This window comes from Nitrospira moscoviensis, from assembly GCF_001273775.1.
GTDB lineage: Bacteria > Nitrospirota > Nitrospiria > Nitrospirales > Nitrospiraceae > Nitrospira_D > Nitrospira_D moscoviensis.
On record NZ_CP011801.1, the window covers coordinates 3,163,151 to 3,178,223 of the forward strand.

Annotated in this window: 11 protein-coding genes; 2 read left to right on the top strand and 9 right to left on the bottom strand. The window is 60.7% G+C overall.

Annotated elements, in window-relative coordinates; genetic code table 11:
- Positions 1-2 precede the first annotated feature (2 nt).
- From NITMOv2_RS15410 to NITMOv2_RS15450, 9 genes are all read right to left on the bottom strand, one after another.
- Entirely contained in the window at positions 3-623 is a 621-nt protein-coding gene (locus NITMOv2_RS15410) for a PilN domain-containing protein (RefSeq protein ID WP_187299234.1), read from the bottom strand.
- A 10-nt stretch (positions 624-633) separates the two neighbouring features.
- On the bottom strand, positions 634-1,629 hold the full coding sequence (locus NITMOv2_RS24025; protein ID WP_053380714.1) for a type IV pilus biogenesis protein PilM: 996 nt from the start codon (positions 1,627-1,629) through the stop codon (positions 634-636).
- Between the two features lie 4 nt (positions 1,630-1,633).
- Positions 1,634-3,358 (bottom strand): GspE/PulE family protein, encoded by a 1,725-nt coding sequence (locus tag NITMOv2_RS15420; RefSeq protein WP_053380715.1) that lies wholly within the window; start codon positions 3,356-3,358, stop codon positions 1,634-1,636.
- 53 nt (positions 3,359-3,411) lie between these two features.
- The gene (locus NITMOv2_RS15425; RefSeq protein WP_083448080.1) at positions 3,412-4,626 is read right to left on the bottom strand and encodes a type II secretion system F family protein; all 1,215 of its coding nucleotides are present in this window, start codon (positions 4,624-4,626) and stop codon (positions 3,412-3,414) included.
- Between the two features lie 12 nt (positions 4,627-4,638).
- On the bottom strand, positions 4,639-5,328 hold the full coding sequence (locus tag NITMOv2_RS24295; protein WP_053380717.1) for a LysM peptidoglycan-binding domain-containing protein: 690 nt from the start codon (positions 5,326-5,328) through the stop codon (positions 4,639-4,641).
- 104 nt (positions 5,329-5,432) lie between these two features.
- Positions 5,433-5,804 carry a prepilin-type N-terminal cleavage/methylation domain-containing protein gene (locus NITMOv2_RS24790; protein WP_187299235.1) on the bottom strand — a complete coding sequence of 124 codons (372 nt, stop codon included), beginning with the start codon at positions 5,802-5,804 and terminating at the stop codon, positions 5,433-5,435.
- A 5-nt stretch (positions 5,805-5,809) separates the two neighbouring features.
- Positions 5,810-6,316, bottom strand: coding sequence for a type II secretion system protein (locus NITMOv2_RS15440; RefSeq protein WP_053380718.1), 507 nt, complete (start codon positions 6,314-6,316; stop codon positions 5,810-5,812).
- Positions 6,313-8,619, bottom strand: a complete 2,307-nt coding sequence (locus NITMOv2_RS15445; protein WP_145976371.1) for a secretin N-terminal domain-containing protein — start codon at positions 8,617-8,619, stop codon at positions 6,313-6,315. Before NITMOv2_RS15445 ends, NITMOv2_RS15440 begins: the two co-directional genes overlap by 4 nt.
- 227 nt (positions 8,620-8,846) lie before the next feature.
- A complete protein-coding gene (locus NITMOv2_RS15450) occupies positions 8,847-10,142 on the bottom strand; it encodes a nucleotide sugar dehydrogenase (RefSeq protein WP_053380720.1) in 1,296 nt (431 codons plus the stop codon).
- Positions 10,143-10,669: 527 nt separating this feature from the next.
- On the opposite strand from NITMOv2_RS15450, the gene NITMOv2_RS24525 reads away from it, so the two are divergent.
- Together NITMOv2_RS24525 and NITMOv2_RS15465 are read left to right on the top strand one after the other, a co-directional pair.
- Positions 10,670-12,427, top strand: coding sequence for a BACON domain-containing protein (locus NITMOv2_RS24525; protein WP_238590364.1), 1,758 nt, complete (start codon positions 10,670-10,672; stop codon positions 12,425-12,427).
- 67 nt (positions 12,428-12,494) lie between these two features.
- Positions 12,495-14,834 (top strand): fibronectin type III domain-containing protein, encoded by a 2,340-nt coding sequence (locus NITMOv2_RS15465; RefSeq protein ID WP_202967244.1) that lies wholly within the window; start codon positions 12,495-12,497, stop codon positions 14,832-14,834.
- Positions 14,835-15,073: the final 239 nt, after the last annotated feature.

Sequence of the window (15,073 nt, forward strand, 5' to 3'; positions counted from 1 at the left end):
AGCTACGCTCCTTCCCGCCGGTACCGCAACGTGACGTCAAACTCGACGAGGCCGTTTTGGCCGACCCGATGCTGCGCCAAGACCGGATCTTTGAACGTGGGATGATCTTGGAGACCGACGGTAAACGCGGTGATGTCTTCCAGAGCCATGGCGGTGCCGGTCAAGTGGACATTCGTCCCGCCGGCATCCAGACGCACGCTGCTCAGCGCCAAGCGCGGCGGAATGGCCTGTTCCAATCCGGTCAAGAACTGCGTCCAGGAAAACATCCGCTTCTCCAAGAGCTGATTGGCCAAGACCACTTCGGTCGGCAGGTGCCGCAACGCCGCCTCCGACAAATCGATCCCCTCCTGGCTCGCCTCCGCCAGCAGTTGCCCATCTTGTTGCCGCACCCGTTCCAGCTCAGCCCGCATATTCCCGACTTCTCGATATCCCATCACCGCCTGCGCGCAGTTCCACACGATGCCGAGCGCGAGGAGCGCCGAGGCGACCACCAGCGCCGATCGAGCGGGCGCCACGTACGGTCGATACCGGCTGCTGAGGTTGATGTGAAAATGGCGCGCCTGCGGACGAAACATTCGGATCGAGCCGAGTCCGGCCAACAACGATCCTCTGGGTCGGCGCATCGGCGACATTTCAGCAGAGCCCCGCCACGGCGGAGAGCGACGCCATACCGGGCTGGCTGCCCCTCGTGACCCAACCGAGCGTTTCCACCGCCCGCCAGCCCAACGGCTCGACGGACAACTCCAGCTCGGCTTCGATCTGCGCTTGCAAGGCGGAAAGATCGCCACCGGCGCAGACCACGGCTTCTTTGACCAACGCGTGCGGATGCCGCTGCTGGCACGCATCCAGCGAGGCTCCGCATTCTTCGACGATCTTTGTCAAAAGACGGCTGTCCGCCGTGATCTCGGCTGCCTCCGAGCCCAGCAGCTTGCAGCGATAAAACAGGAGCCGTCCCTGTTGAAACACCATCGTGGTCAGTGATCTGTCCGCCAGGCTGGCCCATAACAGATCGCGGCGCTGCCACTGTCTCAGACCCGATGCTCGGCGCCATAATTCAAACAGCTGCAGACTCGTCAGGCCGACCTCTTGCGGAATCAGGCCGACGGCCTCGCACAGCGTTTCGTACTGCTGGAGCACGGACTCCTGAACGGCGACCGCGAGGACGGTGTGTCCCTGCCCGTCGCCGGCCTGCGCCCCGCCGTAGACCTGGGACACGACCCTTGCGCCGGCCAACGGAAACAACTGCTCCTGCCCCAGGCGCCAGCGGATGAGGGCCTCCCGCTCTTCCCGGCGGCGGGGCAGCTGCTCGAGATGCAGCACCACGGCGCGGACCGCTGCGTCCGGCAGGAGCAAGACGATCGGACGCGGGATGTCTTTGAGCAGCTCCCTGCCGCCGAGGCGCCACGCCGGCGCGGGCCCGGCCAATGCACGGAGGCGGCCTTCGAGCGTCCCGAGGTCGCTCAGGTTCAGCTCGGCGGGAGACGGCCTGACCACGCCGTCGGGAAGCGGCGACATCGCGCAGCGGTGCCGACGGCGGCCCCGCCAGTTCCGCTGTGTTTCGGCCCAGGCCACGGCATCCACGCCGATCTTCACACAACGCTGAGGACGGCTCCCGGCCCAGGCATACATGTCGTCACCCTTCCTCGCTGAACGTGACGCGGTTGATCTCGCGCAGCGACGTCTCGCCGCCGAGCACCTTCTTCAACGCCGATTGCCGGAGGGTGATCATGCCGTCGGTCACGGCGCGATAACGGATTTCCGACAGCGGCCGCTCCGCCAGGATCATTTCCTTGATCTCATCGGTCAGGTCCAGGAACTCGGTAATGCATTTCCGTCCGCGATAGCCGGTGCCCATACAATGCTGGCAACCGGCTCCTTCGTAGAACGGGGTGTCCCGGTACTGCTCGTAGTCCAATCCCGATTCTTCGATCAACGCCTGATCCACTTTCATCGGCGTGCGGCAGGAGGGGCACAGGATGCGGACCAACCGCTGCGCGAGCACGCAATTCAAGGCCGCGAGGAAATTATAGGAGTCGATGCCCATGGACGCGAACCGGCCGATGACGTCGAAGACGTTGTTGGCGTGCACCGTCGTCAGGACGAGGTGGCCGGTGAGCGCCGACTGGATGGCGATCTGGGCCGTTTCGGCATCCCGGATCTCGCCGACCATGATCTTGTCGGGATCGTGGCGCAAGATCGATCGCAGCCCGCGCGCGAACGTCAGGCCTTTCTTTTCGTTCACCGGAATCTGCACCACGCCCGAGAGTTGATACTCGACCGGATCTTCGATCGTGATCAGCTTGTCCTCCAGCGTATTCATCTCCGAAATGGCCGCATAGAGCGTCGTCGTCTTGCCGCTCCCGGTCGGGCCTGTCACCAGCACCATGCCGTAGGGACGGGTGATCGCGCGCCGGAACCGCTTGAGATCTTCCGGGTTGAAGCCGAGCCGGTCGAGCCGCAGCGCCGAGACGCCGGCCGTGATGGATTCGCGATCGAGGATGCGGATGACCACCGATTCCCCGAACACGCTGGGCAGGATGGAGACGCGGAAGTCGACGGTCTTGCGGTCGAGGCGCATCCGGAAGCTGCCGTCCTGCGGCACACGCCGCTCGGCGATGTCCAGCTCGGACATGACCTTGAGACGCGACACCAGCGGCGCATGCAGCCGGATATCCAGCGGTTCCATGGCCGGGATCAGGATGCCGTCCACGCGGAACTTGACCTTCGTCGCGCGGTCGGCGGCCTCGACATGAATGTCGCTGGCCCGGCGCTGCATCGCGCTGAGCAGAATGGAATCCAACAGTTTGACGGCCGGGCTCTGATCCTCGGCATGGTCGACGGTGAGGACTTCTTCGCCCCGCTCGTCCTCTTTCACCAAGACGGAGCGGTATTCCGCTTCCAGCTCGCGCAGCGCCTGGCTCGACCCTTCACTGCGCTCCAGCGCGGCGAGAATGGCGCTTTTCGAGCTCACCACCCGATCCAGCGGCTTCCCGATCAGCAGTTCCAATTCATCGAGCCCGAGCAAATTGTGGGGATCGGAAATGGCGATGGTCAGCACACCGGCCCGTTCGGCAATGGGCACGAAAGGGTACCGCTGCATCAGCTTCACGGAAATCGTCTCGTAATAGTGGGGATCGACCCGGAAATCGGTCAGCGGATCATAGGGCAGCCCGTACTGCGCCGCGAGCGCGCGGGCCAGCTGCTCTTCCGACAGGAGCCCTTCGCCCATGAGGGCCGGTCCCAAGGCCGCCGCCACACCGTTCAGCCGCCGCAGCGCATCCTCGACCGCCTGCTTCGGCAGGAAGCCCTGACCGACCAACACATCGGCGAGAGACGGTCTGGCCAGACTACGTCCCATCCCAGCTCCTCTCCACCGCACGCGTAAAGCCTCGACGCCTACTCACTTGGCCCCTACCCCACTGTGCCGGCCATTTGAAACACCGGCAAATACATGACGATGACGATCCCGCCGACCAGAAATCCCATGACCAGCAGCAGCGCCGGTTCAATCCAGGTGGTGAGCTGCGTGAGTCTCGTATCCAGATCGGCCTCATAGAACTCGGCGACGTCCCGCAGCATCGCGTCGAGCGACCCGGTTTCTTCTCCCACCGACAGCATTTCGATCGCCAATTTGGGCAGCACACGGGGCCGATCCAACGCGGCGGCGAGCGTGGTCCCTTCGCGGATTTCCTCGACTGCGCCGGCCATGCCCTGGGACACCCAACGGTTCGACACGGCGCCGCGGGTGATGTGCAAGGCATCCACCAATGGAGTCCCGCCCGCCAGCACCGTCCCCAATGTGCGGGTCAACTGGACGGTGTTGTGCTTGACGGTGATGGGCCCCAGCATCGGGAGCTGCAACAGCAGGCGATCGATCACGAGATGACCGGCCGGCGTGGCATAATAGGCCCGCGCGGCGAGACCCAGACCGGCGACGGCGGCGATCGCCGGCACGATGCCGGTTTCCGCGTGCTTGACGAGATCCAGCAGGACTTGCGTCGCCCACGGCAGTTCCTTCGCCGACTCTCCGTAGACGGAGACGAAGGTCGGCATGACATACATCAATAAAAAGGCGATCACGGCCACACCGATCAAGACGAGAAACATCGGATAGGACAGCGCCTTCACCACTTTTTGCCGCAATCCGATCATCAACTTGAGATACGAGATGTAGCGCAGCAGGACTTCCGGGAGGTTTCCGGACTGTTCGCCCGCTTTGACGGTCGCAATGTAGAGTTCCGGGAAATAGCCCGCATGCTTCGCCATCGCGTCGGATGCCGAGGCGCCGCCGCGGATGTCTTCGCGCACGGTGCGCAGCGCCTGTTGGAATCCCGCGTGAGCGGCGCGCTCGATGAGCAGATCCCACACCCGCAGGACCGGCAATCCCGATTTGACGAGGGCCAGCAACTCCTGGTTGAAGACGAGGAACTCTCCGATCGGCAGCTTCCCCCACGACCAGGACTTTCCGGACGGAACCCCCACGCCGATTCCCCGACGATGAAGTTTGAAGACGAGCAGCCCTTGCGATTCAAGTTTGGCGCGAACGAGGGATTCATCCTCGCCCTCCATCTGACCATCGAGGGTGGATCCGTCTGGACGGGCGACTCGATACGCAAACAGCGCCATGCAGGCTGGCCTCTACGGAGTCGGATAATTCGGCGATTCTTCCGGGGCAGGCGGATCGGACAACCAGAGCGCTTGACCGACTTCGATGCGCGTGTCGGCGAGTCCGTTGAGACTCATCAGCCGCTTGACGGTGACATGATGCCGCTGCGCGAGACTCCACAGAGTATCGCCCGGCTTGACGAGCACCCGCGATGGAACGGCCACACGAGCCGGGGCGCCGACCGGCGATTCCTCCTGATGAAATGCGGGCTGAACGACGGCAGGCGCGACCGACTCCGTCGGCTGGGAGGGCTCCATCTTCACTGCCGCCGCGGTCCTGCGCCCTGCCCCGGGCAGGTTGGCCGGGGCGATACCGGGACGGCTCTCCGGACTCTGCTTGCCGACTTTCGAGAGCTGCTTCTGGAGCTGCTTCAGCTGGCTGTGCAGAGCCGCTCCCGTTCGAGCCACCCGCTCCCGCTCGGCGCGCGAGCCGGCGAGCTCTTCCCGCTGGAGATCGATGACGTGCCGGGCCTCCGCCAGTCGCCGTTCGGCTTCTCGGAGACGCCCCTCCATCTGCGCCCGGGCGATTTGCACATCGGCCAGTTCCTGGCGCCGGGCATCCAATTCGGCCCGCAACTCGGTGATGGTCCGCTGCGCATCACGGATGGTGGTCTTGAGCGTATCCACCGTCAACTGCAGGTCCGATACTTCCGGCTCGACCATGGGCTCCAACGGGCTGCACGAAACCGGGCCGGTGAACGCCAGCAGAAGGATGAGGAAAGAACCGAGCCTTCCTCCAAGATTTTGTTGGTCCAATGGGTGTGACATCACCATTTGTTATAGGGGGTCCCGTTTGTGCCGATGAGGTCCGATCCTGAGTAAACGTCGAAAATGCCCCCCTCCGTCGGTTCGGTGATTTCCTGCCACGTGCTCGTCGAATTCGTAAACGGATCCCGCGGCAACGTCCGGAGATATCCGGCGGCGACCAATCCCTCCAGCGAGGGAGGATACTTGCCCTTGTCGGCCCGATGTTGATCCAGCAGCTCCCGCAGCGTAAACAAGTCCTGCCGCAACACGGTTTCCCTGGCCTTTATCAAGGAGGACTGATAGGACGGCACGGCGATCGTGGCAAGAATCCCGACGATCGACACGACGATCATCAGCTCGATCAACGTGAAGCCTCGCGCATCCGTTCTCACGCCGCTTACCAATCTTGATACTTCGTTCCATCGAGGGCGTCCGCGTCGCTCCGGGTCATCACGTCGTACACGTCTTCGCCGCACCAGCTGGTCGGCTTCGGACTGTCCTTGTAGCAGCGGAGGAGCCAATCCGCCTTGCCGGTCAGCGGATCCAACGGCATCACGCGCAGGTAGCGCCGGATCGTCGTCCCCCTCACCGTGGCTTCTTCTCCGGTCAGCTTCACTTCCAGCAACACGTCGAGGGACTTGGGATAGCCGTAGGGACTCGTCACCTCTTTGCAGGTCAGCTTGTTCTTGACGCACACGGGACCCAGCAGCACTTCACCGTCGCGATTCCATTCGAGCTTGAAGGTGTCGATGGCGTTGCGCAGGACGCGCAAGTGTTGGCGCAGCTCGATTTCCTGCGCGCGCTTGGTCGAAACCCGGCTGAGCGGCATGGCGACCGACGCCAGGATCACGACGATCGTCATCGTGACGAGCAATTCCAGCAGCGTGACGCCGCGCTCTTTCACCGGACCCTCACGATGGCCTTTCCGAATTCCGCGGCGTCGCTTGTCGAGCCGGCCAGTTCGACCCGCACCGGCGACACGCCGGGAGCTTTCCCCCAAAACGTCGCGCTGACCGACCGCGGGGCGCGATCGGACGGTTTGGCCAGACGGAACGTGACGCTTCCGTCCGGAGCCGTATCGTCTCCAAGAATTTCTGCGTCGGTCAAACCTGTAAACCGCAATACTTTCGGATCGTATTCCAACTTGAGGGTCTGCCCGGGCGTGGCCTTGAGCCGGGCATCAATAATGGCGAGCTTGATTTCCCTTCCCGCTTGAACCGCCGTTTCATCGGGCTGAATCGCCAACACGGGTCCCGGAACGGCCGCATCCGACAGTGGACGGCTTCCCGCGGATCCATTCGTTCCGGCCGGAAGAGCGCCTTTCGTGGAGACCAGCGCTTTCCCCGCCGGGACGTTCGCCGCATAGGGCGACATGGGTTTCGCCGCGCTGGAGAACAGCGGGCTCGTCGCATAGGTGAACTCCGTGCCCGACCAAAAGGCCTGATTGCTGGCGGGGGGCGGCGTCGTCTGCGTGATGCGCGGCGTGATCGTGAGGATCACCTCGGTCGTCACCCGCTCGGTCTTGAACGAGCTCAGCAGATTGCCGATCAGCGGCAGGTCGCCGATCCAAGGCATGGTCACCCGCGTGCGGCGGTCCTCCTCCTGAATCAACCCTCCCAGCACAATGGTCTCGCCGTCCCGCATGTTCAACGTCGTTTCGGCCGAGCGGTTGCCGAACCGGAACTGTTGAATGGGGGGCGAGGCCTGCAGCGTCACCTGATCGCCGATGCGGATGACCTCCACTTTCATTTTGAGCGACAACTCGTTGCCGAGGCGGATGGTCGGTTCGACGGTCAACTTGACCCCCGTGTCCCGAAATTCGATGGACGTCACGGTCGACGTCGTGGGAACGGCTCCGGTCGCCGCCTGCCCCGGGAGCACGTTCGTCGTCGACAACAAAATGGGCTGCTTGTCGCCGATGTTGATCTCGGCTTTCTTGTTGTTCATGACGCGCACTTTCGGCGCGGCCAACGTCTTCGCGTCGGATTCCTGCTTGAAGAAATCGAGCAGGACGCTCGTGGGAAGCCGGAACATATAGCTGTCCGGCCCCAAGCTGGTGAGCTGGCGGTACGTCATTTGGATCGGATCGGCCGTCAACGTGCCCGTAAAGCCCGGTGGTATCAATCCGGCCCCCGCCTGCTTGGGATAATTCAATCCATAGGTCTGATTTTTGGTCCGATTGACTTCCAGCACCTCCAGGTCGAACAGCACTTCCGGCTCTTGGCGGTCGTTCGCCAGGATAATCTTCTCGGCCAATTCCAGTTTTTCCGGCTGATCGCGAATGATGATGGCATTCAGCTGCTCGTTGGCATGCATCCGCTTGGAATCCAGCATGCCTTTGAGGAGCACGAGCATATCCTTGGCTTTGGCGGTCGACAAATAAAACGTCCGGATCATCAAGTCCTGATACTGTTCCTGTTTCTGCTTGGTATTGGGGCTGACGATCATCACGCCCGGCGACACGACGCGCGAAAACAGGCTGTTGCTGTTCAGAATGAGATTGAGCGCGTCTTCGAACGGTGTGTCCTGCACCGAAATGGAGATGGGATCGTTCCGGACGTCTTTATCGAAGATGAGGGTGAAGCCGCCGGCTTTCGCGACGCCTTCCAGCACCTCCTTGATGCCGGCGTTGCGGAAGCGCAGGGTGACCGGCTGCTTCATCCGATCGTTTCTCATGATCGCCTGCTGCTCTTCGGTCAACCGGCTGATGCTTTCGAGTGGATCCGGGAAGGTCGGGTCCAATTCAGCCGCTCTGGCAAATCCGCCCATGGCTTCATCGGTTCGGCCCAGTTGCGCCAGCCGCTCCGCCTCGCGATATTGGGCCCGCGACTCCTTCAGACGAATCGCCTCGGACAAACTCGACTGGTGCTCGCTGCTCGCCGGCTCGATGGTCAGCGCGCGCTTGAATTGCTCGATGGCCGAATCGATCTGATGCTCCTTGAGGAGCGCCCGTCCCCGCTCTTCATACATGGCGGCGGCGCGTTCCCGCGCCAGCGCGTACTTGCTTTGCAGCGACGCATCAAACGGATCGTCCTTCAGCGCCTGTTTGTAGGCGAGACTCGCTTCTTCCCAATTTCCCGCGGCCAAATGCTGATCGCCGCGCCGGGCATCAGAAGACGCCAGCAGCGAACAGCCGGCGCTGGACAAGGCCAGGAGCACCAGCACCGCAAAGAATGTCTCGCGCATATTGAAACGAATCTGTGTCACAGTCACGCTGGCCTCGCGCGGCGGCTATCCGAAAAGAGCCGGGACGTGAAAGATCGATGCCAGGCGCAGCACGTTCCTTATACAGGATATTGAGGCAGTGTCAAAGGGAACGTCGATAGGAAGTGTCTGCGCCATGGGCCCGCAGGAATAACCCTGCAGGCCCACGTTACCGTAGAATGGAGCCGGAGAGAAATGAAATCGCCTAACCCGCAGCCATAGGAGCGGGCTCAGAGCCGCCAGTACTTCAAACCTCCCGGCACCTCGCCGGGATCGAGGACGCTTTTCACGTCGATCAACACGCCGTTTTTCTGGCTCCGCAACGGTCTCAGCAATTCTTTCATCCCCATATCGAGGAAATGACGATGCGCCACTGCGAGAATGAGTCCGTCCAAATCGGCGAACTGCTTCCAGTCGCTGAGATGAATCCCGTACTCCGCTACCGCCTCTTCCGGTTCGGCCATCGGGTCATGCACGACCACCGTCACCCCGTACTCCCGCAGCTCATGGATGATGTCGGGCACTTTGCTGTTGCGGAGATCCGGCACATTCTCTTTAAACGTCAAACCCAACACGCCGACCCGGAGCTCGCTCACGGGACGCGAGAGCTGGCTGAGGAGCTTCATCGTATGTTCGGCGACGAATTTCCCCATCCCGTTGTTGATCCGCCGACCGGCCAGGATGACTTGCGGATGGTACCCCACCGATTCCGCCTTGGTCGTCAGATAATAGGGATCGACGCCGATGCAGTGTCCTCCGACGAGGCCCGGCGAAAATTTCAAGAAGTTCCATTTGGTCCCGGCCGCTTCCAGCACGGATTTGGTATCAATGCCGAGCCGATGGAAGATCAGAGACAACTCATTCATCAGCGCGATATTCAAATCCCGCTGAGTATTCTCGATGACTTTTGCCGCCTCGGCGACTTTAATGCTGGACGCTCGGTGAATCCCCGCTTTGACCACCGAGGCATAGGTCCGGGCGACGATCTCGAGCGATTCCGCGTCTTGAGCCGATACGACTTTGACGATCTTCTCCAGGGTATGTTCTTTATCGCCCGGATTGATGCGCTCCGGTGAGTAGCCGATCTTGAAGTCGACGCCCGCTTTCATCCCCGAGGTTTTTTCCAGAATCGGCAGACAGACTTCTTCGGTCGCTCCCGGATACACCGTGGACTCATAGACAACAATCGTACCGGCCGACAGATTGCGGCCGATCAGTTCCGACGACTTTTGGAGGGCCGTCAGATCAGGTTGCAGGGCTTCATTAATCGGAGTGGGGACGGCCACGATAATAAAGTCCGCCCGTTTCAGCTCAGCCGGTTCCCAGGTGTAGTGGACTTTGGCGGCGTTCAAGTCGCTCTTGGAAACTTCGCCGGTTCGATCGAGGCCCTTCCGCAGCTCTTCGATTTTGGTCCGATTGATATCAAATCCGATGACCGGCGCTTGCTTTCCGAACGCGACCGCGATCGGCAAGCCGACATACCCCAATCCCACGACGGCAATAGAGCGCGCTTGACCTCTCTCCATAACACCTCCAGGCGATGATATAGATCGAACAATGGCAGATGCTCGGTATCCAGTCAAGAAACCGATAGCTTCGCAATATCATGTGAGGCAACGCCGGCACCAGACGAAATCCGTGACGCGTGTCGCCACGCCGCTTGAACCATTCCGTATCCCACACCTCGCCGAGGCCGCTAACTGATCGATGGACCGAAAAGAACCATCCCGGAAATTGCATGAACTTCCCTACAGATGGTGCACCAAGAATTTTCAACGGGATAGCAACTTCTTAGGCCGTCTGCTTGGGTCTTATCCAAGGCAGTACAAGGGCTTACGGGCTAAAAGTTGATTCGGACGATCATGTGCACGCCTGTGCTTGAGCCCATCCAGCAGGCTCCGGACATCGGCTTACTAACCTATTGAAAACACAGTTTTCTCCCTAACTTTTACAAAGGCACCCAAATTGCTCAGGCTGCACTGCTGTACGCGGAGTGAGGGGAACATTTGCAACACGGAGGACCCCAACAATGCGCCGATCAGGAACGCCGCTTATGATGATTCGCTCCCTTTGCTGCATTGCGACCGCCGTCGCTGTCTTTTCCTCTACCGGCTCCGGCGTGACTGCCGCCGATGCTCAGCAAACTTCCGGCGCGCCGGCGCAAGCACCCTCCACCCTCAGAAACGACTCGGTGAAATCTTCTTCGTCCGCTCTTGAGCGGAAATCACGTCGTCTGATTCGAAAACCGGCCGCCCAGAAAAACGGGATGACGGCCGAGGTGAAGCCCTCCAACACCTATCAGTCCGGCATGACACCATCCGGAACAATCAATGTCGTAACGGACGAGCCCGTAACGAAAGAGCCGACGGCGCCTGCAAAAAATTCCACGCTCGCTCCGCCGGTGACTTCTCCCACCACGGGAACCATAAGCCAACCGTTCTCCTTATTCGGGTCCGTCAGTTCGCCGGCCTCGACAGCGGCTCCCAAACCGGCCGCAAGCGCCGGCGTGGCGGCCGCCGCGGCAGCGGGAGGTACTGCTCCTTCGTCCCCTGCCGTCCCCAGGCAATTGGGGCGGCTGTTGTCTGAAATGCCGGGGATGAGCAAGTTGGTCGTTCAGCCGACTTCTTCGGTACCGCCTTCGCCTCCATCTCCGCCGCCGTCTCCGCCGCCTGCCAATCCCGCCATTAGCCTCAGTCCGCTTAACCTGGCATTTTCTGCCCAGCAAGGAGGGGCCAATCCGGCCGCGCAAATGATCAGCGTGAGCAATGCCGGCGGAGGCACCCTGTCCTGGTCCGCCAACGACAATGCCGCGTGGCTGACGCTCAGTCCTGCATCTGGAACGGGAAACGGCACCGTCAGCGCGACCGTGGCTCTTGGATCGCTCGGCGTCGGAACCTACAGCGCCAGCATCACCGTCAACGCGACCGGCGCCGCGACTGTCACGGTCCCCGTAACCCTTACCGTCACGGCGGCCCCGGTTCCTCCGTCGATTGGCTTGAGCCCGACCAGTCTCTCGTTCAGTGCTCAGCAGGGTGGTGGCAATCCCTCCCCAAAAACGTTTAGCATAAGTAACGCAGGAGGCGGCACGCTCAGCTGGTCCGTAAGCGACAATGCCAGCTGGCTTACGCTGAGTCCCTCCTCGGGAACAGGCAACGGCACCGTCACCGCCACAGTCACGACGGGGACGCTCACAGCAGCCACCTATACCGCCACCGTGACGGTCAGCGCGACGGGCGCCGCTTCGCAAACCGTGCCCATTACGTTTACAGTGGCCCCGGCATCGACAACCATTACGTTGAGTCCGACCACCCTGACCTACTCCGCTACCCAGGGAGGAACGAATCCGGCCGCGAAAAGCATCACCGTCACGTCGAATGGAAGTTGGACGGCAACCAGCAATGCCGGCTGGATGACGCTCAGCCCTTCGTCGGGGAACGGGAACGGCACGATTTCGGTCAGTATCAACGCGGCCACGGCCGCAGTGGGAAGCAATACCGGGACGATCACCGTGTCGGGCGGCGGCACGACGAAGACCGTAGCCGTCACCCTGACGTTGAGCGCGCCTTCGAGCTCATCGGCCACCTTGACGTGGAACGCCAACACAGAAAGCGATTTGGCCGGATATAAGATCTACCGCGCCACCGCATCCGGTGCCTATGGGGCTCCGATTGCGACGATCCCGGCCGGAACGGTGAGCTACGCGGCGACCGGCCTGCAAGCCGGTACCACATACTTCTTTGTAGTCACCGCCTACGACAGCGCGGGAAACGAAAGCACCTTTTCCAATGAAGTCAGCAAGAGCGTCTTTTAAGTCAGCTCGTATTCGCCTATGACCAAACGTATATTTAGGGAGCGGGATTAAGAGGAGGGTTCTACGCATGATTCAGAAAATGATGGCAAGCACTTTAGCGGCAGCGAGCGTGATGTGTGTGCTTGCTGCGTCACAGACATCCGCCCAGACCATTCCCTCTACGCCGGGATGGACTCAACTGACCAACACGAAAATCAGAAGCGTCTGTCCTGACCCGGCCCAATATCCTACGATTCAAGGTGCGGAAGGCTGCCAGGCCGTGGTCACGAATTGGAACAGCGCCGCCTTTGACACCACCCGCAATAGATTGATCGTATGGGGCGGCGGGCACAACGGCTATTACGGAAATGAATTGTACGCCGTGGATCTCTCCACCCTCACCGTGAAACGAATCACCAATCCAGGTCTTCCATCCGCCCCTTTTTCACCGTGCCAAGAAGCGATTGCCGGCGGCAGTCAACCGAATGCACGCCATACCTACGACGGCCTCGCCTACATGGAACATGTCGATCGATTCATTTCGGTGAGCGGTGATATGGCATGCGGCGCCTCTACTCCTTCTACGGAGATTTGGACATACTCCTTTGCGTCCGGCTCCTGGCAACGAATGTCGCCGGGCGGGGATTCCATTCTGATGGGATGGGATCTTTTGACCATTGAAGGAACGGCGATCTCCTACGACCCCGTCTCCAAGTTTGTCTTCATCGACAATAAAGTCGGCATCCTGACATACGATATCGGCAGCAATACATTGAAGATTCGCAACAATCAGGGCGGGGGGTATCGGCCCTTTGAAGTCACCACCATCGTCGACCCAGTTCGGAGATATTTGTATGCGATCGGCGGGGGACAGATGTGGCGATGGGACATTTCGAGCATCACGTCGAGCAACACGACCGGCTCCATCCCGAATCCTACCCGCATCACCAGCTCAGGAGGCAGCTCTATCGTTAACGCGCCCCACCCTGGTCTGGCCTGGGATTCCACGAACCAACGTGTCGTCGCCTGGAGCGGGGGGAACACGGCTTATTCGCTCGATCCCACGACCAACGTGTGGACAGCCCATACCTTTAGCGGCGGACCTGGTTCGCCCGATCAAAACGGAACTTTCAAGCGATGGGCCTATTCACCGACGTCACGGGCGTTCGTCGTCGTCAACTCGATCGACCGCGATGCGTTCGCATTGCGCCTGTCGACCGGAACGGCCGACACCACGGCTCCGACCGTTCCCTCGAACGTCGTCGCCACCGCGACCTCGGCTTCGCAGATCAATCTGACGTGGAACGCTTCCACAGACAACCAAGGCGTGACCGGATATCGTATCTATAGGAACGGCACCCAGGTGAATACCACGACAACCCTTCAGTATTCGGACACCGGACTTTCTCCATCGACAACCTACGCCTACACCGTCGCCGCCGTCGATGCGGCCGGCAACGTATCCAGTCAATCCACCGGGGCCAGCGCGACCACCCAGGCTTTGAGCTCCGGCGGTTCCGATTTCCAGTCGCGCTGCAACGCCGCCGGCGTGCTGGTCTGCAAGGGTTTCGACAATGCGTCGGAATTCGTACCGGCCGTGTGGCCCGCTTCGGGGATCTATGGACCGGACTCCTGCGCCAACTGTCGAATGCCGGTGCAGGATACGAGCGTAGCCCTCTCAGGCGTGAGCTCTCTCAAATTCATCATCAACGGCCAAACGTCCTCGAATATGGCCGGCTCCTTGCGGCAATATTTTGGGAGAAGCTTCGGGAATAACTCCACGTTCTACGTGCAGTTCGCGCTGCGCTACGATCCTAATCTGGTCAACATCAATTGGGCTCAACAGATGGGGACCGGCTGGAAATCGGTCATGTTCCATGGACCCAATGCAACTTGCTCGGACGTGGAGTTGACCACCGTCATTTACTATGACCATAAGTTTCAGCACATGTACACCGATTGCGGGGGTCGTGGTATCTGGTCCAGCCAATCTCCGCCGCTTACATTTCAGCAAGGCGACCACAATTGCTCATATGACGCGGTCGAGAGCGGAAATACCTCGGGGTGTTGGAAATACAACACGCTCGCCAATACCTGGATTACCTATTACTACAAAATCACCATAGGCACGTTCGGCACACCGTCGAGCAACATAGAGGCGTGGTACTCAGTTAATGGACAGCCTTATAAGAAATGGATCAGCATCTTCAATTATCGCCTCAATAACGGTACTGGGCCCAGCAATGACTATGCGTACGCGACTATTGCCCCCTATATGACGGCGAAGAACCAATCGGTCAGCCATCCGACGGCCTATATGTGGTTGGATGAGCTGATCGTGTCGACACAACCGATCGCAGCGCCGGGAGGCGGCGGCGGAACCACGAACCCACCTCCGGCCGCGCCGACCAATCTCCGCGTCCAGTAAGCGAAGATGGTATGGGTGAGATCCGGAATGTCCGGATCTCACCCACCCATAGGTCACTAACCGCTCAGACTCCTCCCTTTCCTCTCCTTAGTTGGGCTTTCTTCCAGTCCAGCCTATCTTTCCCCGATCCATGCGCTACATTGGGACGCGGACCGAGCCATCGTCGGACGATCTATGAAGTTCATCGGGAGGGGGTTGGACGACCGTTTGATTATGAAGGGATCGTGCGGAAGGATACG